This is a genomic window from Glaciimonas sp. PCH181 (assembly GCF_003056055.1).
Classification (GTDB): Bacteria; Pseudomonadota; Gammaproteobacteria; order Burkholderiales; family Burkholderiaceae_D; genus Glaciimonas.
Map to the genome: position 1 here is coordinate 142,072 of NZ_PYFP01000006.1, position 22,687 is coordinate 164,758.

Sequence of the window (22,687 nt, forward strand, 5' to 3'; positions counted from 1 at the left end):
CTAAGATACCGTATGGCAGGGCTTGGCAGCCTACCTCACCAACAACTCACCTTCAGCTCACCAACGCGCAAAATTCCCATCCTCAACAAAGCAATTCAGGGCCTCCAGCAGCCCCACAGCCATTTGCGGATGAAAAGGATCGTGCCCCGCCCCAGCAACTATCCGCAAACCACTTCCGGCGATTTGCGTGTGCAAACGAACCGCATTATCGGGATCGCAAATCCGATCATTTCCACCCTGCAATAAAGCCACCGGCAAGCCGCTTAATTTTGCTGCCGCTTGCAGTAAATCATCGGCGCATACAAAACAATGATTGATCAGATAATGGGACTGAACCCGATAACGGGCTATTAACTTTTGGGTTTCTGCAGGATTGGGCGTGATGTCGGCGATTGCGTCAGGTTGTTCTTGTCGCTGCTCGTAGTATTTCCATGCTTGCGCCAAAGTAGCTACGTTCGACGAAGCAGCAGAAAACTCATTAGCGAGATACTTCAGGAGATGTGACCTTTCAGCCTTTGGTGCATGGGCAGAAAAAGTCTGCCAGGCAGCATTTTCCGCAGCAGCATCTGGCTGAAAGAAACGATTAATATCATTTTGTCCGGCCAGAAACGGCGCACGCAATATCAATCCCAATAAAGCGTCTGGCCCATTTTTCTGCACATATGCCAATGCCAGACACGCGCCCCAAGAACCGCCGCCCAGCAGAATTTTGCCCAGTTTAAGATGCAACCGTAGCGTCTCAATATCCTGCACCAAAAGAGTCGTATCGTTATCAACGATTGCGCCGTTGGGCGTGCTAAGACCGCATCCGCGCTGATCGCACAGCACTAAACGATAGCCAGAAGGATCGACAAATATTTGATGGCGCAGGCTACTGCCGCTGCCCGGACCGCCATGCAGCCATAGCAACGGAATGCCGTCGGGATTACCGTATTGCGCAAACCAGAGGCGATGGCCCTGCCCGACGTCTAAATAGCCCTCATCAAAAGGACTGTGCAAAGGAAAAAATGGCGAGGATGTCATCTCGCCATTCTATCTACATCTAGCCGCGTCGATGTTTAGAATTCAACATCCAGTTCATCGATATCGTCCGGCTCTAGTTTTGCCGCTGCTATCCACTCTTGCATCTCGGGCATCGCCATAATCCGCTCACAATACGCCGTGCATACAGGGTCAAGTTTTACGTCATAGGTCAAAAAACGGGTTACGACTGGCGCATACATCGCGTCGGCCATGCCACGCTCGCCAAACAAGAAAGGACCGCCGTAGGTAGCCAGACAATATTTCCATATGGAAATAATATGGTTAATATCCGTCTCGGCGCGCGACCAGACCTTAAAATTGGGGAAATGCGCCTTCAGATTCATCGGCAACGATGACCGCAACGCGCTGAAACCAGAGTGCATTTCGCCGCAGATCGAGCGGCAATGCGCCCGCGCAATATCATCGCTGGGCAGCAATCCGGCTTGAGGACGGATTTCATTGAGGTATTCGGCGATTGCCAACGTGTCCCAAATGGCGACTTTGCCGTGATCCAGACGCGGCACCATAACTGAAGAAGATAGCAACAACATCTCGGCGCGTACCTCTGGATTGTCGGGCGAGATAATATTTTCTTCGAACGGCAAGCCGGAAAATTTGGCCAATAACCAGCCGCGTAATGACCACGATCCGTAATTTTTGCTAGTGATACTCAGCACCGTGGCAGTCGTATTTTTGGGCATGGCGTTAATCTCCTGAAATATCTTAAAATTTCTTGTAATGGGACGCGGAAATTGTTCCGATTTGGGACTACACTCAGCAATCCCTGAACACCTTGCAAAGGTCGTGCCAGACCCCTCGCCCCGCGCAGCTGGCGTCGGCCGTTAGGCATGTATATTGCATTGATGATTCAAGCGTGCCGATAATCCAAATTACAAGGTAGCCCCATGACTAAGCTCTATCAAGCATATCAAAGCTACGCAGATTTTACCGATCCGTTCCGGGCATTAGCCCGGGCGACGGCACCTTTTCTGAACTTTACCTGGCCGGGATTTCCGCAAAGCTTGCTTTTGCGCAAGATGGCGGCTGCAGCAGAGGTTTTTTCACAAACGCAGGTGACGCACAAGCGGCGGCCCTTCGCGATTGACAGCGTCGAAGACATGGGGCGCACCTTTGAGGTGCGTGAGGAAGTCGCAGATCAGACGCCTTTCTGCACCTTGGTGCGTTTCCATAAAATGCATTCTGCGCCGCAGCCACGTGTGTTGTTGGTGGCACCGATGTCGGGGCATTTTGCGACGTTGTTGCGCGATACCGTACGGGCGTTGTTACAGGATCATGATGTGTATGTCACCGACTGGCATAACGCGCGCGATGTGTCGTTGGAGAATGGCCGGTTTGGTTTTGATGAATATACGGCGCATTTGATCCGTTTTCAGGAAGCCCTTGGTCCCGGCGCGCATATGGTGGCGGTGTGTCAGCCGACTGTCCCGGCGATTGCGGCGGTGGCGTTGATGGCGGAGGATAATAATCCAGCGCAGCCGAGTACGTTGACGTTGATGGCGGGGCCGATTGATACGCGGATTAATCCGACGGCAGTCAATGACTTGGCGCAGAGCAAGCCGATTGAGTGGTTTGAGAAGAATTTGGTCAGTGCCGTGCCGGGACGTTTTGAGGGCGGCGGGCGTTTGGTGTACCCAGGATTTTTGCAGTTGACAGCGTTCATGCACATGAATTTGCCGCGCCATGTTGACGCGTTTCGTAATTTATACAATCATTTGACTGAAGGCGAGGCTGGCAAGGCGACGGTGATTAAGACCTTTTACGAGGAATATTTCGCCATGTGTGACATGCCAGCGGAGTTTTATCTGGAGACGGTGCAGAGTGTTTTTCAAGAACATGATTTGCCGCTTGGTACGTTGAAGGTGTTGGGACGGACAGTTGATTTGGCAGCGATTAAGAAGACCGCGTTGTTTACAGTTGAGGGTGAGAAGGATGATATTTGTGCGGTTGGACAGACGTTAGCAGCGCAGGATTTGTGCACGGGGGTGCGGCCATCCAAGAAGGTGCATTATGTGCAGACTGGCGTCGGGCATTACGGGGTTTTTAGTGGTCGGCGCTGGACGAATGAGATTTATCCGCGGTTACGGGATTTTATTCATATGCATGGAGAGGCGGTCAAGAAGGCTGAAAAACCAAAGTTGGTTTTGGCTAGCGTGAGTTTGGTGGCATAGGGAATATTTTATTTTTTTAATATTGGTGGGATTTAAAACGGTTAGTTTTTTTGTTTAGTTATGTTTGATTATGTTTAGTGAGCTTGTCGGGGCATTCCTCACAAGCTCACTTTTACATTGGGCTATCGCGTTATTGCGTAATTGCGTAATTTTTTGCCGAGATCGCGGCGGCCGATTTTGGTGGTGATGATTTAGGGGATATTGATGGGCTGTAGCTGAACAACCGAACTATTTACAGCCTCGAACCTACTCAGCCAACGCCTCCGCCAATGAAGCAACCAACAATTTCTTAATCTCCGGCACACAAGACCCACAATTCCCACCAGCTTTCAAAGCGGCCGTAACCTGCGGCACAGTACTCAAGCCTTGCGCCCGAATCGCGCTGCAAATAGTATTCCGCCCAACCCCAAAACACGAACAAACAGTCGGCCCGGCATCGGCCCCCTTCTCAATCGGCTGCCCAATCAACAACCCAACCCGATCCGCATCCGCCAATACATCCTTAGCAAACAACCCAGCCAACCAGGCCCGAGAAGGCAAATCCGGCCGCGGAGAAATAAACACACACGTCTCGATGCGATCATCGATCAGATATGCAGCGCGATAAACGCCAGCCGTCTTATCCTCATACTCAAGCCAATCCGCCTCTGGATCATTAACCCCTAACAACCCCCGCACCCATTGTCCGTGATCATCAATCACATTCCGCCCCGCCAACTCATAACGGGCAAAAGTCCTCCCCTGAATCCGCGTCCAATGCGTTACCGCATCCAAACCAACTTCCTCCCGACTAAGCACAAACCCATGCCACGACACCGGAAAATCCTCCACCCGCACAGGCGTATGCTTAAACTCCGGCTCGCCAGAAACCGGATCCACAACCGGATTAACCACCGCCCCAATTCGCGCATCCGATGCCGATTGATTACTCCAATGAATCGGCACAAAAATACTGCCCCGCGCGATTCCGCCGCCATGCTGAACCCGCGCCACCATCGCCCCCCATTGCGAAGAAACACGCGCAAGATTACCTTCACGCACGCCATACAAAAGCGCATCTTGCGGATGGATATCAATAAAAGATTCTGGCACATGATCGGCCAATTTCGCGGACTTCCCCGTCCGCGTCATCGTATGCCACTGATCCCGCACGCGCCCCGTATTTAACGCCAGCGGATACTCTGCATCCGTTGCATGCATCGGCCCTCTGGGCGGCGTCGCAATAAACCGCGCCCTACCATCAGGATGCGAATAAAGATGATCCGCCAGCAACCGCTGCGTGCCCTTAACGCCACCATCAGCATCCCGCACAACCGGCCACTGAATCGGTGTCAACGCATCAAATTGCGCCTTATCCAAACCAGTCAAACCTGCAATATTAAAGACGCGCCGATGACCGGCAACAGCATCATTCTTGAACGCACTCAACCGCGCATGCTCATCAAAAATCTCATGCACGCTGCCAAAATCAAAACCCGCAAACCCCATCCGCTGCGCCACGTCGCACATGATTTTCCAATCAGGGCGGGCTTCGCCGGGCGCGGCAAGAAACGATCGTTGACGCGAAATACAGCGCTCTGAATTAGTCACGGTGCCATCCTTTTCACCCCAACCTAAAGCAGGCAAAAGAACATCCGCAAACACGTTCGTATCGGTCTTCTCGATGATGTCGGAAATCACCACCAATTCGCATTTTTCCAACGCCCGCTGCACCTGATTGGCATCCGGCAAACTGACCATCGGATTAGTCGCCACAATCCACACTGCCTTCACGCGGCCTTGCTCAATCGCCTCAAACAAAGCCACCGCCTTCAATCCCGGCGTATCCGCGATAGCGGGAGAATCCCAAAACGTCTGCACCGTCTGACGATGCCCTGCATTCTCCAAATCCATATGCGCGGCCAGCATATTCGCCAAGCCGCCCACCTCGCGCCCGCCCATCGCGTTAGGCTGTCCGGTAATAGAAAACGGCCCCATGCCCGGCTGACCGATACTGCCGCTGATCAGATGGCAATTGATGATGCTATTAACTTTGTCGGTACCAGAAGACGATTGATTCACGCCTTGCGAAAAAGCCGTAATAACCTTTTTAGACGATGCAAATAATTGGTAAAAATCCAGCAAATCCTGTGGATCTATTTTGCAGATTTTGGCAACGGTTGCCACGTCCACACCGCCAACTTCAGCCGCCGCCAGCGCCGCACTAACGCCATTAGTATGATCATCGACAAAGCCTTGATCGATAGCACCGTTGTGCGCCAAATAGTGCAACAAACCATTGAATAACCAGACATCGGTGCCGGGCTTTATCGGCAGATGCAAATCAGCCAATTCGCACGTTGCGGTGCGGCGCGGATCGATCACGATCAACTTTACCTCGGGCCGGGTTTCTCTGATTTTAGAGATGCGCTGAAACAAAATCGGATGGCACCAAGCGGTGTTGGAACCGACCAATACCACCACGTCTGCCAACTCCAAATCCTCATAACACACCGGCACCAAATCTTCGCCGAAAGCACGCTTATGCCCTGCCACTGCGGACGACATACACAGCCGGGAATTAGTATCGATATTGGCGCTGCCGATGTAGCCTTTCATCAGCTTGTTGGCGATGTAATAATCCTCGGTCAGCAATTGACCGGAGACATAAAACGCGACCGCATCCGGGCCGTGCCGAGCGATGATGTCGCTAAAACCTTGCGCGACTTTATCCAGCGCATGATCCCAGCTAGACGGTTGTAGAACGTTGGTTGCCGCATCGCGTATTTGTGGATGCAGCAAGCGTCCATCCAGCGCGATTGTTTCATCCAGCGCTGAACCTTTGACGCACAACCGGCCAAAATTGGCAGGATGTTTCGTGTCACCTGCAACGCTGATTTTGCCGTCTGGGTTGACGCTGGCAGCGACGCCGCAACCAACCCCGCAATAGGGGCAAGTGGTCATGGTACTTTTGGCCGATAGTGGCGGTTGGGACAAATTCACGATGGCATCCTCTTAAACTCTTGATCGTTAAGCGGCTTGCGCGCAAAGCGCCTGACCGAATAGTAATTGGTTGCGTAGCGCAGAAATATCGGTTTTATTTTGGATCAGATCAAAGTACCAAGGGCCGTCTTTCACGTCGCCGTATAACACCGCGCCGACGATCCGACCGTCTTTAATCACCAGCCGTTTATAAATCCCACGCCGTGGATCGCGCAGCACCAAATCTTCGCTGTCAACGCCGCCGATAAAGTCGCCAGCGGAATAGAGATCAACGCCGGTGACTTTCAGTTTAGTGGCCGTGGCTTGCTGTACATAACGGCGATGTCCGGCACCGGCAAGATGCGCGCCGCAGACCCGCGCCTGATCCCAGATCGGCGCGACTAAACCAAAGGTTTTTGAGCGATGCTGCACGCATTCGCCGACTGCGTAAATCCGGGGATCGTAAGTTTGCAAAGTATCGTCGACCAGAATCGCACGCTCGCAATGCAGATGCGCTTTTTGCGCCAGCGCGATGTTCGGACGCACGCCTGCCGCCATGACGACTAAATCTGCGGGAATTTCAGTGCCATCTTTAAAGCGCACCGCCGTCACGCGTTCGGCACCGACGATTTCGGCGGTGTCGGCACCGAGCATAAAGCGAAAACCTTTTAACTCTAATGCCTTTTTCAACAACGCCGATGCGGGCTTATCAAGCTGCTGATTCATCAAACTTTCGGTGACGTGCACGACGGTCACATCCATCCCTTGGCGGAGTAAGCCGTTGGCCGCTTCCAAGCCCAGCAAACCACCACCGATGACGACTGCGTGCCGATGATTGCGCGCCGCATTAAGCATGGTTTCAACATCCTGAATATCGCGAAAGCCGATCACCCCGGGCAGCTGATGACCCGGGACCGGAATGATAAAAGGCGTGGAACCGGTTGCCAGCAATAGTCGGTCATAGATCACCTCGACCCCGGCGCGTGAACGGACGGTGCGACGGCGACGATCAATTGCCTCAATCGGATCGCCCGCGTGCAGCGTGATGTTATTTTGCTGATACCATTCACGCGTGTGCAACATAATGTCTTCAACCGTTTTATCACCGGCCAGCACGGGCGACAATAATATGCGGTTGTAGTTGCCATGCGGCTCAGCACCAAATACGGTGATGTTATATAAATCCGGTGCCAGTTTTTGCAATTCTTCGACCGTGCGCATGCCCGCCATACCATTGCCGATAACGACTAAAGATGGCTTCGCGCCGTGCGCTGGCTTACTACTTTGCTTAACTGGGGGCGGCGTCATGCAACTACCCACACCTTGCCGTCGACAATACGGGTCCGATAGGCGCAGACTGAATTTTCGGGCGCTTCAAGACATTCGCCGGTCTGCAAATCAAAGTGTTGTTTATAGATCGGCGAGGCAACGACAATACGCTCGCCCAGATTGCCGACCAGTCCACGCGACAATACCGCCGCTTGCGAATTGGGATCAAAGTTATTGATCGCAAAAATGCGGTCTTCGCCGTCATTGAGGTGAAAAACTGCGACTTGTTCGCCGTTGATCAGCGCGCAGACACCGGTATTGGGGACGATCTCATCGAGCTGACAAACAGAAGTCCATTGATCGAGTTGGCGGTCGCTATGCATGATTTTTTCTCCGAATATATAAATGTGGGTCAGGCCGTTTCGACCATCACTGGAATAGCGCGCAAGGTTTTTTCTGCCACCGTCGCAGGGCGAATCTGGCCGCGATCTTCCATGAAGACAACGTTCTGATCGGCTTGATCGGTGTTGACGAAATGTCGGAAGCGCTTGCGCGTTTCTGGATCGGTCACAGCTTTTTTCCACTCACATTCATAGGTGTCGACGACTTGCTGCATCTCTGCTTCCAGTTCCGCCGCGATATTCAATTTGTCTTGCAAAACGACTTCTTTCAGATAGTCCAGACCACCTTCCAGATTGTCGCGCCAGACGCTGGTGCGTTGCAGTCTGTCCGCGGTGCGGACATAGAACATCAGGAAGCGGTCGATAGTCCGAATTAACGTGGTCTTATCCAAATCCGACGCCAGCAATTCGGCGTGTCGTGGCTTCATGCCGCCATTGCCGCAGACGTATAGATTCCAACCTTTTTCGGTGGCGATAATGCCGACGTCTTTGCTTTGCGCTTCGGCGCATTCACGGGTGCAGCCAGAAACGCCGAATTTGATTTTGTGCGGCGAACGCAAACCTTTGTAACGGTTTTCCAGTTCAATCGCCATACCCATGCTGTCATCTACACCATAGCGGCACCAGGTCGAGCCAACGCAAGACTTTACGGTGCGCAGCGACTTGCCATAGGCGTGACCGGATTCAAAACCGGCGGCGATCAACTCTTCCCAGATCGGCGGCAATTGATCGACCCGCGCACCGAATAGATCGATACGCTGACCGCCGGTGACCTTGGTGTATAGGCCATATTTTTTTGCGACCTGACCGACGGCGATCAAACCATCTGGCGTGACCTCGCCACCAGCCATGCGCGGCACGACAGAATAAGTGCCGTCTTTTTGAATATTGCCGAGGAAATAATCGTTCGAATCCTGCAAGCTGGCGTGTTCTTTTTTGAGAACAAAATCGTTCCAGCAAGAGGCTAAGATATTTGCCGCGACTGGTTTGCAAATATCGCAGCCCAAACCTTTGCCATGCTGGCGCAACAACGCGTCAAACGATTTGATGTTGCCAACGCGTATCAAATGATAGATTTCTTGACGGCTATAGGCAAAATGTTCGCAGACGTGGTTGTTGACCGCCATGCCTTGCTTTTTCATTTCCGACTTCATGATTTGCGTGACCAGCGCGACGCAACCACCGCAAGATGTGCCTGCTTTGGTGCACGTTTTCAATGCGCCGATACTGGTCGCGCCATCACAAACCGCCGCGCACAGATCGCCTTTAGAAACGTTATTGCAAGAACAAATTTGCGCTGTATCGGGCAAGGCATCCACACCCAGACCGGGTTTAGCATTGCCGTCGGCTTGCGGCAAAATCAGAAACTCTGGCGACGCTGGCAATTCGATCCGATTCAGCATCATTTGCAGCAACGTGCCGTATTCGCTGGCATCGCCGACCATCACACCGCCTAGCAAATATTTACCGCATTCGGAGACGACAATTTTCTTATAAATTTGTTTGCGTTCATCGGTAAATTGATACGAACGGCTGCCTGCTTCTTTACCGTGCGGATCACCGATACTGGCAACATCTACGCCCATCAGTTTGAGTTTGGTGCTCATATCGGCGCCGTTAAATTGCGGCATGACAACGTTGCTGTCGTTTTGAATAGCGGCCAGAATTTGCTTTGCTGCGATGCGCGCCATGTCGTAACCCGGCGCGACTAAACCGAAAATTTTGCCGTTCCATAAAGCGCATTCGCCAATGGCGTAAATATCCGGATCGGAAGTCAGGCAGCGATTGTCGATCACGATGCCGCCACGGTCGCCTACCTTCAGTCCACTATCGCGGGCCAACTCGTCACGGGGACGAATACCGGCAGAAAACACGATCATGTCGGTATCGAGATGCGTACCGTCATCGAAGTTCATCCGATGCGTGCCGGTTTTGCCATCGACGATTTCCAGGGTATTTTTTTGCGTATGCGCAGTGACGCCCAATTCTTCGATTTTCTGGCGCAGTATGCGACCGCCGCTTTCGTCCACTTGCACGGCCATCAGGCGCGCAGCAAACTCGACCACGTGGGTTTCCAGTTTCATATCGCGTAGGGCTTTTGCGCATTCCAGGCCCAACAAACCGCCGCCAATGACGACGCCCGTGCGAGAGCGCTTGCCGCACTCTTCCATCGCAATCAGATCTTCGATCGTCCGATAGACGAAGCAATCCTTGCGCTGATTGCCTGCCAGTGTCGGCACAAAAGGGTAGGAGCCGGTCGCGATCACCAATTTGTCGTAGGACAGAATTTCGATTAAGCCGTTGACATTGCATGTCACGGTTTTGGCGATGGAATCGATCAACTGTGCTTTGGCGTTAAGCTTTAGCTGAATCTTGGTGCGCTCGAAAAAACCGGGCGTGACCAGTGATAAATCTTCAGCTGATTTTCCGGCGAAAAATTCGGATAAATGCACGCGATCGTAGGCGGGACGTGGTTCTTCGCAGAGGACAGTAATTTCAAGATGTGGCGCGTTACTCTCGGCCAGACTTTCCAGAAATTTATGACCCACCATGCCGTGACCAATGACGATAATTTTCATGATCTGTTGTTCCTTAAACGATGTATTGAATGGCAATTAAGCAGCTGCTGCAGAACCAGCCAACGGCTGTTCCGTGGCGTTATGGCTGGCGCTAAAGCGCACAGCAATCGCGCACAACGCGGAGATGGTCACGAAAATACCCAGCACGCTAAGGGTGTGCTGCACATCGCCTAAACCCTTCATCAGAAAGCCCGCCAGCACCGCGCCGACATTGCCGCCTGCGCCGATAATGCCAGCGACACCGCCTAAGGCTTTGCGATCAATAAATGGCACCAGAGCATAAGTCGCACCGCAGGCCATGTGCGTAAACAGGCCGAAAGTCAACATCGCGGCGATGGCCAGCGTGACGCTGTTGGCATGCGCAAACCACAGCAAGCCTAAGCCTTCGCCGATCATCATCACAAACAGCAAAGTCGCACGGCTGTTCAGGTTACCGCGCAGCGCAACTTTGTCAGAAACCCAACCACCTAAAGCACGCGCAAACAGCGCCAACAAACCGAAACTGGCAGCGGCAAGACCGGCTGTTTTCAAGGACAAACCAAAATGATCGACGTAGTAAATAGCGGCAATGTTATGGATAAAAATTTCCACGCCGAAACATGCGCCGTAGGTGACAAATAACAACCAAACCCGATAGTTGATACTGGCAGCGCGGAAGCTAGCCCAACCGCCTTTTTTGCCGCCTTCGATCGCAATCCCTTGCGCCCGTAAATCTGCGTAATTACCCGCCGGGCAATCTTGTGTGAAACGCCAGTAAACCGCGCCCATGATCAGCATCAACACACCCGGCACCAGCAAGGCAACACGCCATCCCAATGTTTCGCTGACGCCCAGCATGACTAGCGCGGTTAATAACAATGGCATCAACGCTTGCGCTGCGCCACCACCGACGTTGCCCCAGCCAGCGGCAGCAGCATTAGCCGTGCCGACGACGTTCGGCGCGAACATGACAGAGGTGTGATATTGGGTAATCACAAAACTTGCGCCAACTGCACCGATGCATAAACGGAAGAATAAAAAGCTTTCGTAGCTTTGCGAAAACGCCACGCAAAACACAGGAATTGCGCCTAACAGTAATAGGCCGGTATAGGTTTTGCGCGGGCCGAAGCGATCGCACATCGGGCCGATAATCAGGCGAACTAAAATGGTGACGGCAACGGCAGCGATATTGATATTGGCGATTTGCCCGATAGATAAGCCGAGGTCTTTTTTGATGACTGGCATCAATGGCGCACAGGCGAACCAGGCAAAAAAGCAGGCGAAGAAGGCCATCCATGTCAGATGAAACGCCCGCATTTGCGGTGTGCTAAAGCTGAATAGCTTAATGGCGGTGGCTTTGGTGGCGGCGGTGGCCGTCGATGCATTACTGGTCATGATCTTTTTTATCCCATAAAAACAAAAAGGCGCCCACTGAATGGAGGTACAAAAACCTCGTTCAGTGGACGCCGTTGTCCGGGCAGATCCATCGTTAGATCTGCATAATTTGGTGTTTACTACGCTAGTAGTAATTACGGAATCATCTTTGACTCTGCTGACAGATACTGAGCAAAGACCATGCCAATCGAATTAACCCGGTACTTAGCGGTTTTTTGGCGTGATTATGGGAGGATGCATAGGCTGATTTGCCGCACATTACCGAAATAGTGCGCGGTTTTATACTGGCACGCATTTAAATGGTGCGAGATGCGCTATTTTTTGGGGAGGAGAGAAAAGAGTTACCGCTTGTCATCAGCAATTTCAGCCACATACCGTTATGCGCTAAAAACTGCTGATAAAAGCGTCAACAAAGAGCTGGTTAGTGAAAATGCCTGCGACAACTCCACCAAAAAAATATTCTCACGTCGAATTATCTAAAAATACAAATATAAATATAAAGATGAAGAATGATTAAAGAATGATGATTCCGCAATAATCGCTTCATCAACTCAAACCAGGATCAGGCCGATTTTTGTCGACGCGCTTTCGGGACCAGCGAAACTAATGGGGCTTTCTCTGCAAACGCGTTTGCCACCGACTTACTGAAAAAATCGACCGCTTGTTGCAACGGGGTCGGCAGACGAGACTGCACCAGCCAGACATCGAGGATCGGTTTGAAGTCACTAATAGCAACGATATCTAAATGATCATAGTGCTGGCTGCGCTCAACTTGCGGCAAAGGCATCAGGCCCAAACCCAGGCCAGCGGCAACCAAACCAAGTTGCAGATCGGCACCAAAAGACTCCAGACTAATCTTATATGACAGCCCTTGCTCGCTCAGCGCCCTTTGCAATACAGCACGGAAACCGCAACCATCCGGGCTGAGTATCCACCCGACATCGTGACAATCGCGCAGTTTGTAGCTGCGCTTCGTCATTGTCCCTTTTGCGGCAACGACGACCAGCTCAACCCGCCCCAAGGTGCGACCGATGACATTATCCGGCAGTACTTTGGTGGCTGGAAATAAAGCGGCGGCGGCATCCAGTTCACCGTTTGCTACTTTGGAAACCAGTTGCGTGCCCCAACCGGTCGATACCTGCGTGCTGAGGTCTGGATAAGTTGCCTTCAATTCCGTCAACGCATCCAGCAACACGACATCGCCGATCGTCTGGATCATCCCAAGGCGGAAAGTGCCAGCAGGTGCGCCGTCGCTGCCGACGATATCGCGCAACTCATCGACTTCACGCAGCACGACACGGCACTGCTCATACACGATCTTGCCCATCGGATTCGGGCGCGGTGGTTTGGTGGTGCGGTCGAGCAGCTCGATGCCAAGCTCTTCTTCAAAATTTTGTACCCGGCGCGTAATCGCGGATTGCGTCAGTTGCAGCGCTTCTGCGGCGAGGCTGATGGATTGGCAGCGCACAGTGGCGACAAAAGCGTCTATATCGTCTATTTTCATGAGAATTTGGCATAAGCCGGTAAATGTTTATCCTGATTTTAATAGGAACGCGCCATTTGGGAAAGACGATGAAAATCGCCTTTTTTAAAAAAATAAATAATGATTGTCTTTTTTTCTAGTTTTTTTCATTTTTTTTAAGTCGCATTAGCTACTATTTTTTCCTATGGAAACAGCCTCCAACGGCCCTCCGCGCTTACGTATGCGCGGGTTTCGATGTAACGCTGAACGCATAACAACATGCAAAATTATTCGTTTGAATCATCATGATCAAAAGCTAGCCTTGCCTTTTAGAGTTAAGTCTCTCTTTTTTTCAGGAACTTCATGCGTAGCAAACTAGTCGGAAAAATCTTCGCAAGCACTAGCGATAAAACAGCCCAAAAATCACACACAATCACCCAGCACGATTCACATAAAAAATCCCATCTGCGCCGCCTGGTAGTTGGCTCTCTTCTCTCAATCGGGTTCAGTCTTGCCGCGCCTTCTTTGGTCAGTGCCGCAGATGCTCCGGCCAGAATTTTACTTAAAGTTGCCGATCAAAAAGGCGGCATCCGCGCCCAGCTGGAATCCGCCGGTGAACTAAAAAATCTGCCCTACGATATTAAATGGTCTGAATTTCCGGCGGCCGCACCTTTGCTGGAAGCCTTGAATGCTGGCGCAGTAGATATTGGCTTCGCAGGCGATGCACCGTTGATTTTTGCATTGGCGGCGGGGGCACCTTTAAAGGCCATCGGCGTCAATAAAACCGATCCGTATGGCACGGCCATCATTGCTAACGCAGATTCGCCGTTGTCTGGCGCAGCTAGCCTGAAAGGTAAACGTATCGCCACTGGTCGCGGTTCTATCGGCCATTATCTGGTGCTGGCTTCGCTGGCGTCTGTCGGCCTGAAGACGAGCGATGTTTCGTTTAAATTTTTGTCGCCGGTGGATGCTAAGGCTGCGTTATCCGGTAACTCGGTAGATGCTTGGGCGACTTGGGAACCGTATACGGCGTTAGCAGAAAAGACGGAGCATGCAAAAATTGTCGTCAATGGTCGTGGCTTGTCCGCCGGACTGAGCTATCTGATCGCACACGAAAGTGCCATAAAAGACAAACGCGCCGCGTTGCAGGATTTTTTGCAACGTCTGGCACGCGCCCAGCGCTGGTCTAATGAACATGTCGATGCCTTTGCCGCGACGCTGTCCGAATTGATCGGGGTGCCGAAAGAAGTAGCAAAATTATCATGGGAGCGACGTCAGGGAAAATGGGTGCCGATTGATGATATCGTGATCAAAACCCAGCAACATACCGCAGACGTTTATACCGAAGCGGGTATCATCCCCCGTAAAATTGATGTTTCCGTCAGTTTCGACCGTAGTTTTCCGCTGCAAAAATAAGGGTGCACGATCATGTCTCACCTTCATAAACCAGCCCAGCTGCCTGATACGGCGCGCCTTCGCGACTTTGTCGGCGCAATAGCTGACCTGCTTGATCGTAGCTCTGAAGAAGCTGAAATTTTGCGCGAGGGCGGCGAATTGTTGCGCCAGTTGGTGGCCGTAGACGATTGGCTGCCAGAGGCGTTTGCCGTGCCAAGCCCACAACGCTATCAACAATTTCTGTTACATGCGGATTCGCGTGAACGCTTTTCTGTCGTCAGCTTTGTCTGGGGACCGGGACAAGACACGCCGATCCATGACCATACCGTGTGGGGTCTGGTCGGCATGCTGCGCGGTGCAGAATACTCGCAACCCTTCAGGCCTGATGCAACCGGTCGATTGGTGGCGACCGGCGCGCCTACGCATCTGGTGCCCGGCGATGTCGAAGCGGTATCGCCCACCGTTGGCGATATCCATCAGGTCCGCAATGCTTACACCGACCAGACCTCGATCAGCATTCATGTCTATGGCGCGAATATTGGCGCGGTACGGCGCTCGGTGTACGCCGAAGACGGCAGCATCAAACCTTTTATTTCTGGTTATTCCAATACGGTATTACCCAACATCTGGGATCGCTCTGCCGATCTGCATAAAAACTAAACGGAAAACTCTGACACTCAATGACCAGCGCTACAACTTCTACTTTCCCAAATACGGTGACCAATCCCACTTTTTCTTCCATTTCGTATCAAGAGTGCCGAGCTGCGCTGCTAGAGCAGCGCGAGCTGGCCTTGCTGGATGTGCGCGAAGAAGCGCCTTTCGCAGAAGCCCATCCTTTATTCGCCGCCAACCTGCCGTTGTCGCGTATTGAGCTGGATAGCTACGCCCGCATTCCGCGCCGCGATACGTTAATCGTCGTGTATGACAACGGCGAAGGTCTGGCGCTGGATGCAGCGCAACGTCTGGAGAAGCTAGGCTATACAAGGGTCAAGTTGCTGGACGGCGGTTTGGCTGGCTGGCGCGATGCAGGCGGCGAAATTTTTCAGGATGTCAATGCGCCCAGTAAAGCCTTTGGCGAACTGGTCGATGCCCAACGCCATACACCGTCGTTGTCAGCGCCGGAAGTCAAAGCACTGCTGGATGCGAATGCCGACGTAGTGGTGCTGGACGCCCGTCGCTTCGAGGAATACAACACGATGAGCATTCCGCAGAGTATCAGCGTGCCCGGCGCAGAACTGGTGTTGCGCGTACAGCAATTAGCCCCCAACCCCAAAACTCGCGTTATCGTTAATTGCGCCGGACGTACCCGCAGCATTATCGGCACGCAATCGCTGGTAAATGCCGGTATCCCTAACCCAGTATCTGCGCTGCGTAACGGCACCATCGGCTGGACGTTGGCTGGTCAGACGCTAGATACCGGAAAGACGCAAAAATTCGCCGATTTTGGCGCGGTATCGGCTGAGGATCATGCAAAAGCACAAAACTCAGCACGCAAAGTAGCCGATCTGGCGCGTGTTTCCCGTGCCGATAATAAAGCGTTAGCGCAATGGGAAAAAGAAACGACACGCACCACCTATCGCTTTGATGTACGCACACCAGAAGAATATGCAGCAGGCCATTTGCAGGGCTTCCGCTCCGCTCCTGGCGGCCAGTTGGTCCAAGAAACCGATCATGTAGCGCCAGTGCGCGGTGCGCGGATCGTATTGGCCGATGACGATGGCGTGCGCGCGAATATGACCGCTTCGTGGCTATCGCAAATGGGCTGGGACGTGCATGTGTTGGACGGCGTTACGTCGCCAGATTTTAGCGTGACTGCTGATGCTAACGGGCCTGCATCTTTGCCGCCTGCGCCATCTTCACATTCTGTGACGCCGCAACAACTTGCCGAGTGGCTAAAAGAAGACGTCGGCCAACATCCATCGGACGGAAGCACTATCGTGTTCGACGTCACCAGCAGCGCCAACTATGTAAAACGTCACATTCCAGGCGCGTGGTTTGTATTGCGCTCACAGCTGGCCAAGGCAGTCAAAACAGTACCGCACGCCAAACGCTATGTGTTAACCTGCGGCACAAGTTTGCTGGCAGGCTATATCGCCGGTGACTTTCAAGCTTTAACAGACACGCCAGTGTTTGTGTTGGAAGGCGGCACATCTGCATGGATCGCCGCTGGCTTCCCGCAAGAATCTGGTGAAACCGCCTTAGCCTCGCCGCGCATCGACCGCTATCGCCGCCCATATGAAGGCACCGACAATCCAGTTGCTGCCATGCAAGGTTATCTGGACTGGGAATATGGCCTTGTAGACCAATTGGCGCGAGATGGGACGCATGGTTTTTTTGTAGTCTGACAAGCGTGACGGGGCCATGCTTATCACTAATGCGATAAGCATGGCCACCCGAATCAGCATGAAATCATGCCTGTCGTTTAAAATGCGTCTCCAATAGAAAAAATCGCTCGGCTTAACCGAAATCACGGTCACGCCTGGCGATTTTTACCTCTGATACGCAAAATAAGAACGACAATGATCCCGATTGCCAATCCAGCGCCATCCTCGCCGCATCTCCCTGCCATCATGATCTCTGATGAGGCAGTGAATACTGCGGAAAAAAATCTGCGCGACGTTCTGGCGATAGCGATCGAACATACTTCTGCCCATGCCGCTGTGGTGGTGTTTGATACCCGCTGCGATCTTGCCGCTGCCCTGACTGAGGCTTACCGGCGCTGCCTGCCGACAGCGACGTTTATCGATTTTGATGCCGTCGCGCCAGAGTTGGTGCTGGACGCTTTTAAGCCTCTGAATCCTGGCGATTTGGTGATCTTGATTCAATCGACTAACTTTCGTCTGGAAGCTTTCCGGCTACGCGTTGAGCTTTTTAAGCGCGAACTAAAGGTGATCGAACATCCACATCTGTCCCGCATGCCGGGGCAACAAGCACTTTATTACATCGCCGCATTAGCCTATGACCCGGCGTATTACCGGGACGTTGGCTATGCATTGAAAGCACGGATTGATCGTGCGCAATGTGGCGTTGTCGATAGCGGTGGAGAACGTTTGATTTTTGCGTCGCCTTTTGAGTCGGCAAAACTGAATATTGGCGACTATAGCGCGATGAAAAACGTTGGCGGCCAGTTTCCGATCGGCGAAGTGTTCACCGAAGCACAGGATTTAGAGTATGTGAACGGGCGGGTACGTATTTTTGTTTTTGGCGATACGACTTTCCGTGTGAACAAACCCGATAAACCGATTACTTTGGTGGTCACGCAAGGGCGTGTCACCGATGTTATCGATTCGACACCGGAATTCGATCAAGTACTGACGAATATCCGCGCCGATGAGGGTGAAGTTTGGCTCCGTGAACTTGGCTTTGGGATGAACCGGGCTTTTTCACGGGATCGCATGGTCAGCGATATCGGCAGCTATGAGCGCATGTGTGGGATTCATTTGTCGCTCGGCGCCAAGCATGGCGTCTATACCAAAGCCGCAATCAAGCGCGCAGACGCCAGATATCACATTGATGTTTTTGCTGTGACCGAGGCAGTTTATCTAGACGATGACATTGTCTATCGAGACGGTGCATGGCAAATCTGAGCGCAGACTGACCCGCTACTGCGCCAGCTGCGTTATGCTCAACACAGCAAAAAATTGGCCAGCAACTTTTGCATTGCTGAGTCGACAAGTATTAAGAGTTGTATCAAGAGTTACGGCGATAAAGTTAGTTTATCAAGCCGCGTTATGCAGTTGATTATTGGAACAATGTTGCATAAATGCTGATTGGATCCTTGCTGGCACGATCCAGCAGAAAAAAAAAACCGCAAGTCGGTCAAAACTTACGTAATATTTGCAAGAACCTCTCCTTTTACGGCATCCTGCTAACTAATTAATGCTTAGTGTAGATGGACATTGAAAAAACATGAATACATCCAATTCTGTAGCGGAAACAGATACAAATTTGCAACCTTCATCCACACTGCCGGCCGCGTTAGCCGCATTGGATGATTTTTTGGTGATTCGCCCTCAAGCTGTGGCCAGAATACTGCGCCAGTTGGCGGATCAAAAAGACACGCTGGATATTTCATTTGGCAGACGTGGCGGTCGGATTGTCACACGCGTTCTGGCCGTGAATGAGAGCGAAGGCACTTTCTTTTACGCTTACGGCGACAGCGATGATGAAAATGCGCAATTACAGGCCTCGGGAGAAAATCTATTTTCTTGCACCGAGGCTGGCGCGTTCATTCAGTTCGTCTGCGGTCAGCCGGAGGCGCAGACCTATGAAGGTGTGCCTGCATTTAAATCGACATTTCCGGAAAGCCTGTATCGGATGCAACGTCGCCAGCACGTGCGCGTCACAACGCCCACTGCCAATCCGTATGTCTGCACCGTCACATTGCCTAACCAAAAACGCATTTCCTTCGATGTCGTCGATTTGTCTTTATCGGGTGTGCGGCTGCGCTCTACGAATGCCAGCATCGGCGAACTGAGCGTTGACATGGTGCTGACCGGTGCCACATTCGATTATCAGGATATGGGGACAATGGAAACGGATTTGAAAATCACCTTCATCCATAGCAGCCAGAACTTTAACAATCCCATTTATAACTTCGGCTGCCGCTTTTTGGACTTACCAAAAACGCAAGAAGAGGATTTGCAGCGATTGATTACTGTTTTAAGTGAACGTCAACATCCGGCATAAAACTGTTACGTAAGGCGATTTGTGGGTATTTACGGCATTTCTACAAATGGCCTTTTCTGCTCATCTGTCGTGTAATAACTGCCTGATGCTGCATTTTTTTTGCTATCCAGCGTGGATTTGGTAAGATCGTTCATTCAAAAAAATTTGAATATGGCATTTGATGCAAGCCAAACTGATTCCTAACCCTATTTGCGAATCATCAGTGGCCTTGGGTTGCACTGTGGTTCGCTTATTCAATCTGCTGCTTTATGCCCAAAAATAAGACACGCAAGCCAATTGAAATAAAGATAGCAACGGTCGTGGCAGTGTCAGCCATTCTTCACGATGTGGATTTGTCGATACTCGACACGGCTCTGAAAGAAATGACAGGGGGCATGCCTGACTTTTTCGACAACGAATTTGCGGTAATCGACATTGCCGCTTTGGCGTCCGACCACCCCCAGATTGATTGGAGCGCGCTGGTTAGCCTGCTGAAAACATATCAACTCAATGCAGTCGCGGTACGCAATGCCCCGGAAGAGATGCATCCGGCCATCATTGCCAACGGCCTCAGTATCGATACCGTGATCGCGCCCCGGACAGAACCAGTAATAAACGCCCCTCCTCCGCCTGAGGTTGTAGCCATCGGGCCAGCTCAGCAAGAACTCATAGAAATTGAAGAAATAAAAGAGATAGAAATAGCGCCCGTGACGTCATCGGCGCAAAGCATGCCGAGCGCGATGATCGTCGACACCCCGGTGCGCGCGGGTCAACGCATTTATGCGCGCGGCACCGATCTAATTATCACGGCGATGGTCAATAACGGCGCTGAAATCATCGCCGATGGCAGTATTCATGTATATGCACCACTTCGCGGACGGGCGCTGGCTGGAGCTAGTGGCGATACCGAAGCGCGCATTTTCGCCACCAGCATGGAGCCGGAACTGGTTTCGATTGCTGGCGTCTATAGGACGTTTGAAAATGGTTTACCGCCGGAAGTAAAAGGCCAGGCGGCGCAAATTCGGCTAAGTGGTGACCGGATTGACGTAATATCGCTGAATTCAGCTGCACGATCATAGATTTTAGTATTTCAAAATAGGAGTTTTCGTGGCAAAAATCATCGTTGTGACATCTGGTAAAGGCGGCGTCGGCAAGACGACTTCCAGCGCCAGCTTTGCGTCAGGCTTGGCCATGCGCGGCCATAAAACCGCGGTACTGGATTTTGATGTCGGCCTGCGTAATCTCGATCTGATCATGGGCTGCGAACGACGCGTGGTGTATGACCTGATCAACGTAGTCAACAACGAAGCGACTCTGAATCAGGCGCTGATCAAAGACAAACATTGCGACAATCTGTTTATTCTTCCGGCCTCACAAACCCGCGATAAAGATGCGCTAACGGAAGAAGGCGTAGAACGGGTGCTGAACGATCTGGCAAAAATGGATTTCGAATTCATCGTCTGCGATTCGCCAGCGGGTATCGAACGCGGTGCCGTCATGGCGCTGACATTTGCCGATGAAGCCGTGATCGTAACCAATCCTGAAGTATCCTCAGTGCGCGATTCAGACCGCATTTTAGGAATTATCCAAGCCAAATCACGGCGCGCCCAAAACGGCGGCGAACCGGTCAAAGAACATTTGTTGATCACACGTTACTCGCCAAAGCGGGTCGATGCTGGTGAAATGCTGTCTTACACCGACGTACAAGACATTTTGCGCATTCCATTAGTCGGCATCATTCCCGAATCGGAAGCAGTGTTGCACGCATCGAATCAAGGCAATCCGGCCATTCACGTCAAGGGCAGCGACGTTGCAATGGCCTATGAAGACGTGGTATCGCGCTTCCTTGGCGAAGACGTGCCGCTGCGCTTTGCCAACTACCAAAAACCGGGCTTGCTCTCGCGCATCTTTGGAGGGAAGTAATATGGCTTTGCTCTCGTTCTTGTTCACAAAACAACCGAAAAGTGCATCGGCCGCCAAAGAGCGTCTGCAAATCATCATTGCGCGTGAACGTAGTGGCCGCCAGGGTCCAGATTTTCTGCCAGCACTTCATAAAGAGTTGATTGAAGTCATTTCTAAATACACCAAGGTGAATGCCAGCGATATCAAAATCTCGCTAGATCGTCAGGGCGATTTGGAGGTGTTAGATGTCAATGTTGTATTGCCGGATATTTAATGCTTCTTTTATCCTGCAATCGCTAAGCAATATACTCTGCACGTGCGCAACATCTGCGCTCGCGTCTTCTGCACCCGGTTTGTTTTTTCTCAGACAAGTCGGGTGCGACGAAATCATTTGGAATAAATAAAAATACATTCCCCACTCTCAAAACTTGCTTTTTAACTATTCCCCCATAAAATACAACGGTCAATTAGCGCCATTAAATTCTCGCTCGCCTATCAATCGTTGGGATTTATCGTCATACTTGCTCCGGCACAATTCGCCTTTATAATTGCAAAAATGTTGAGCCAGAATGCATCGTAGAGAACGGATAAGTGTTAACATAAAAATATTATAAAAGTAATTCTGCGACCATCAGCGTGCACCACCGCCAAAGCCAGAATGATGACGAATGCAGGGAGACGCACTATTCCGCCAGCAGCCACCACATCGATCGCAAAATGGGCCGCAACACTGGCTGCGATAATTAACATTAAGCCAATTAAGCTAATATCATGAGAATTGCTGTCCTTGACGATGACCCAAGCCAGACCGAACTGGTTTGCCAAGTGCTCACTGCGAGCGGCCATATTTGCCACCAATTTCAGAGTGGCAAGGAAATCCTGAATCAATTACGTCGCGAAAGCTACGACATGCTGATTCTGGATTGGCAGGTTCCCGACCTGAGCGGGCCGGAAGTCCTGCATTGGGTCAGAGAAAAATTGCCGCCTGCGTTGCCAGTGTTGTTCATGACCAGCCGTTCAGGTGAAGACGATATCGTCGCGGGCCTCGCTGCCGGTGCCGACGACTACATGATCAAGCCGATACGCCGCGGCGAATTGGTGGCAAGGGTGCAAGCACTTTTGCGTCGCGCTTATCCGATTCAAAATGCCAGCGAACAAATCACTTTCGGCAACTATGTCTTTGAAACCCGCGCTGCGCGCCTGACGCTGGCAGCGGTGCCGATTGACATCACACAAAAAGAATTCGATCTGGCTTTATTGTTTTTCCGCAATCTTGGCCGTCCACTTTCACGCGCTTACATACTCGAAGCAGTGTGGTCGCGCGACATCGATATTCCCTCCCGGACGATGGATACGCATGTGTCGCGTGTGCGTAGTAAGTTACAATTACGACCAGAAAATGGCTTTCGACTTGCGCCGGTATACAGCTATGGCTATCGGCTAGAACAACTATCTGGATAAGGC

18 protein-coding genes are annotated in these 22,687 nt (G+C 51.8%); 10 read left to right on the plus strand and 8 right to left on the minus strand.

Features of this window, described 5'->3' with window-relative positions:
• Positions 1 to 57: 57 nt before the first annotated feature.
• Both C7W93_RS23790 and C7W93_RS23795 read right to left on the minus strand, forming a co-directional pair.
• Positions 58 to 1,023: an alpha/beta fold hydrolase gene (locus C7W93_RS23790; protein WP_108442816.1), complete on the minus strand. Its 966-nt coding sequence runs from the start codon at positions 1,021 to 1,023 to the stop codon at positions 58 to 60.
• Positions 1,024 to 1,058: 35 nt separating this feature from the next.
• The gene (locus C7W93_RS23795) at positions 1,059 to 1,724 is read right to left on the minus strand and encodes a glutathione S-transferase family protein (RefSeq protein ID WP_108442817.1); all 666 of its coding nucleotides are present in this window, start codon (positions 1,722 to 1,724) and stop codon (positions 1,059 to 1,061) included.
• Positions 1,725 to 1,928: 204 nt separating this feature from the next.
• Between C7W93_RS23795 and C7W93_RS23800 the strand changes: the two genes are divergently transcribed.
• Positions 1,929 to 3,212 (plus strand): polyhydroxyalkanoate depolymerase, encoded by a 1,284-nt coding sequence (locus C7W93_RS23800; RefSeq protein ID WP_108442818.1) that lies wholly within the window; start codon positions 1,929 to 1,931, stop codon positions 3,210 to 3,212.
• A 246-nt stretch (positions 3,213 to 3,458) separates the two neighbouring features.
• Here the strand turns inward: C7W93_RS23800 and C7W93_RS23805 are convergent, their stop codons facing one another.
• From C7W93_RS23805 to C7W93_RS23830, 6 genes are all read right to left on the minus strand, one after another.
• The gene (locus C7W93_RS23805) at positions 3,459 to 6,194 is read right to left on the minus strand and encodes a nitrate reductase (RefSeq protein ID WP_108442819.1); all 2,736 of its coding nucleotides are present in this window, start codon (positions 6,192 to 6,194) and stop codon (positions 3,459 to 3,461) included.
• Positions 6,195 to 6,221: 27 nt separating this feature from the next.
• On the minus strand, positions 6,222 to 7,481 hold the full coding sequence (locus C7W93_RS23810; RefSeq protein WP_108442820.1) for an NAD(P)/FAD-dependent oxidoreductase: 1,260 nt from the start codon (positions 7,479 to 7,481) through the stop codon (positions 6,222 to 6,224).
• Positions 7,478 to 7,825 (minus strand): nitrite reductase small subunit NirD, encoded by a 348-nt coding sequence (nirD, locus tag C7W93_RS23815; protein ID WP_108442821.1) that lies wholly within the window; start codon positions 7,823 to 7,825, stop codon positions 7,478 to 7,480. The genes C7W93_RS23810 and nirD overlap by 4 nt, the downstream gene beginning before the upstream one ends.
• Positions 7,826 to 7,854: 29 nt before the next feature.
• A complete protein-coding gene (gene nirB / locus C7W93_RS23820; RefSeq protein WP_108442822.1) occupies positions 7,855 to 10,422 on the minus strand; it encodes a nitrite reductase large subunit NirB in 2,568 nt (855 codons plus the stop codon).
• 36 nt (positions 10,423 to 10,458) lie between these two features.
• Positions 10,459 to 11,796: an MFS transporter gene (locus tag C7W93_RS23825; protein WP_108442823.1), complete on the minus strand. Its 1,338-nt coding sequence runs from the start codon at positions 11,794 to 11,796 to the stop codon at positions 10,459 to 10,461.
• A gap of 562 nt (positions 11,797 to 12,358) precedes the next feature.
• The gene (locus tag C7W93_RS23830; RefSeq protein WP_108442824.1) at positions 12,359 to 13,300 is read right to left on the minus strand and encodes a LysR family transcriptional regulator; all 942 of its coding nucleotides are present in this window, start codon (positions 13,298 to 13,300) and stop codon (positions 12,359 to 12,361) included.
• A gap of 321 nt (positions 13,301 to 13,621) precedes the next feature.
• Here C7W93_RS23830 and C7W93_RS23835 point away from each other — a divergent pair, with 321 nt between their 5' ends.
• From C7W93_RS23835 to C7W93_RS23875, 9 genes are all read left to right on the plus strand, one after another.
• Positions 13,622 to 14,674 carry an ABC transporter substrate-binding protein gene (locus C7W93_RS23835; protein ID WP_108442825.1) on the plus strand — a complete coding sequence of 351 codons (1,053 nt, stop codon included), beginning with the start codon at positions 13,622 to 13,624 and terminating at the stop codon, positions 14,672 to 14,674.
• Between the two features lie 12 nt (positions 14,675 to 14,686).
• Complete coding sequence (locus C7W93_RS23840; RefSeq protein WP_108442826.1) at positions 14,687 to 15,313, plus strand: cysteine dioxygenase; 627 nt, start codon at positions 14,687 to 14,689, stop codon at positions 15,311 to 15,313.
• Between the two features lie 20 nt (positions 15,314 to 15,333).
• Positions 15,334 to 16,998, plus strand: coding sequence for a rhodanese-related sulfurtransferase (locus C7W93_RS23845; protein ID WP_108442827.1), 1,665 nt, complete (start codon positions 15,334 to 15,336; stop codon positions 16,996 to 16,998).
• 174 nt (positions 16,999 to 17,172) lie between these two features.
• Positions 17,173 to 18,240 carry a hypothetical protein gene (locus tag C7W93_RS23850; protein WP_108442828.1) on the plus strand — a complete coding sequence of 356 codons (1,068 nt, stop codon included), beginning with the start codon at positions 17,173 to 17,175 and terminating at the stop codon, positions 18,238 to 18,240.
• Between the two features lie 322 nt (positions 18,241 to 18,562).
• Positions 18,563 to 19,342 carry a flagellar brake protein gene (locus C7W93_RS23855; RefSeq protein WP_108442829.1) on the plus strand — a complete coding sequence of 260 codons (780 nt, stop codon included), beginning with the start codon at positions 18,563 to 18,565 and terminating at the stop codon, positions 19,340 to 19,342.
• 248 nt (positions 19,343 to 19,590) lie between these two features.
• Complete coding sequence (minC, locus tag C7W93_RS23860) at positions 19,591 to 20,400, plus strand: septum site-determining protein MinC (RefSeq protein ID WP_108442830.1); 810 nt, start codon at positions 19,591 to 19,593, stop codon at positions 20,398 to 20,400.
• Between the two features lie 28 nt (positions 20,401 to 20,428).
• Entirely contained in the window at positions 20,429 to 21,244 is an 816-nt protein-coding gene (minD, locus tag C7W93_RS23865) for a septum site-determining protein MinD (protein WP_108442831.1), read from the plus strand.
• A gap of 1 nt (position 21,245) precedes the next feature.
• Entirely contained in the window at positions 21,246 to 21,497 is a 252-nt protein-coding gene (gene minE, locus C7W93_RS23870) for a cell division topological specificity factor MinE (protein WP_108442832.1), read from the plus strand.
• Between the two features lie 497 nt (positions 21,498 to 21,994).
• Positions 21,995 to 22,684, plus strand: coding sequence for a response regulator transcription factor (locus C7W93_RS23875; protein ID WP_108442833.1), 690 nt, complete (start codon positions 21,995 to 21,997; stop codon positions 22,682 to 22,684).
• Positions 22,685 to 22,687 lie beyond the last annotated feature (3 nt).

Coding starts and splice junctions, on each gene's coding strand:
- C7W93_RS23790 (WP_108442816.1), bottom strand. CDS start 1,023: ATGACATCCTCGCCATTTTTTCCTTTGCACAGTCCTTTTGATGAGGGC.
- C7W93_RS23795 (WP_108442817.1), bottom strand. CDS start 1,724: ATGCCCAAAAATACGACTGCCACGGTGCTGAGTATCACTAGCAAAAAT.
- C7W93_RS23800 (WP_108442818.1), top strand. CDS start 1,929: ATGACTAAGCTCTATCAAGCATATCAAAGCTACGCAGATTTTACCGAT.
- C7W93_RS23810 (WP_108442820.1), bottom strand. CDS start 7,481: ATGACGCCGCCCCCAGTTAAGCAAAGTAGTAAGCCAGCGCACGGCGCG.
- nirD (WP_108442821.1), bottom strand. CDS start 7,825: ATGCATAGCGACCGCCAACTCGATCAATGGACTTCTGTTTGTCAGCTC.
- nirB (WP_108442822.1), bottom strand. CDS start 10,422: ATGAAAATTATCGTCATTGGTCACGGCATGGTGGGTCATAAATTTCTG.
- C7W93_RS23825 (WP_108442823.1), bottom strand. CDS start 11,796: ATGACCAGTAATGCATCGACGGCCACCGCCGCCACCAAAGCCACCGCC.
- C7W93_RS23830 (WP_108442824.1), bottom strand. CDS start 13,300: ATGAAAATAGACGATATAGACGCTTTTGTCGCCACTGTGCGCTGCCAA.
- C7W93_RS23835 (WP_108442825.1), top strand. CDS start 13,622: ATGCGTAGCAAACTAGTCGGAAAAATCTTCGCAAGCACTAGCGATAAA.
- C7W93_RS23840 (WP_108442826.1), top strand. CDS start 14,687: ATGTCTCACCTTCATAAACCAGCCCAGCTGCCTGATACGGCGCGCCTT.
- C7W93_RS23845 (WP_108442827.1), top strand. CDS start 15,334: ATGACCAGCGCTACAACTTCTACTTTCCCAAATACGGTGACCAATCCC.
- C7W93_RS23850 (WP_108442828.1), top strand. CDS start 17,173: ATGATCCCGATTGCCAATCCAGCGCCATCCTCGCCGCATCTCCCTGCC.
- C7W93_RS23855 (WP_108442829.1), top strand. CDS start 18,563: ATGAATACATCCAATTCTGTAGCGGAAACAGATACAAATTTGCAACCT.
- minC (WP_108442830.1), top strand. CDS start 19,591: ATGCCCAAAAATAAGACACGCAAGCCAATTGAAATAAAGATAGCAACG.
- minE (WP_108442832.1), top strand. CDS start 21,246: ATGGCTTTGCTCTCGTTCTTGTTCACAAAACAACCGAAAAGTGCATCG.
- C7W93_RS23875 (WP_108442833.1), top strand. CDS start 21,995: ATGAGAATTGCTGTCCTTGACGATGACCCAAGCCAGACCGAACTGGTT.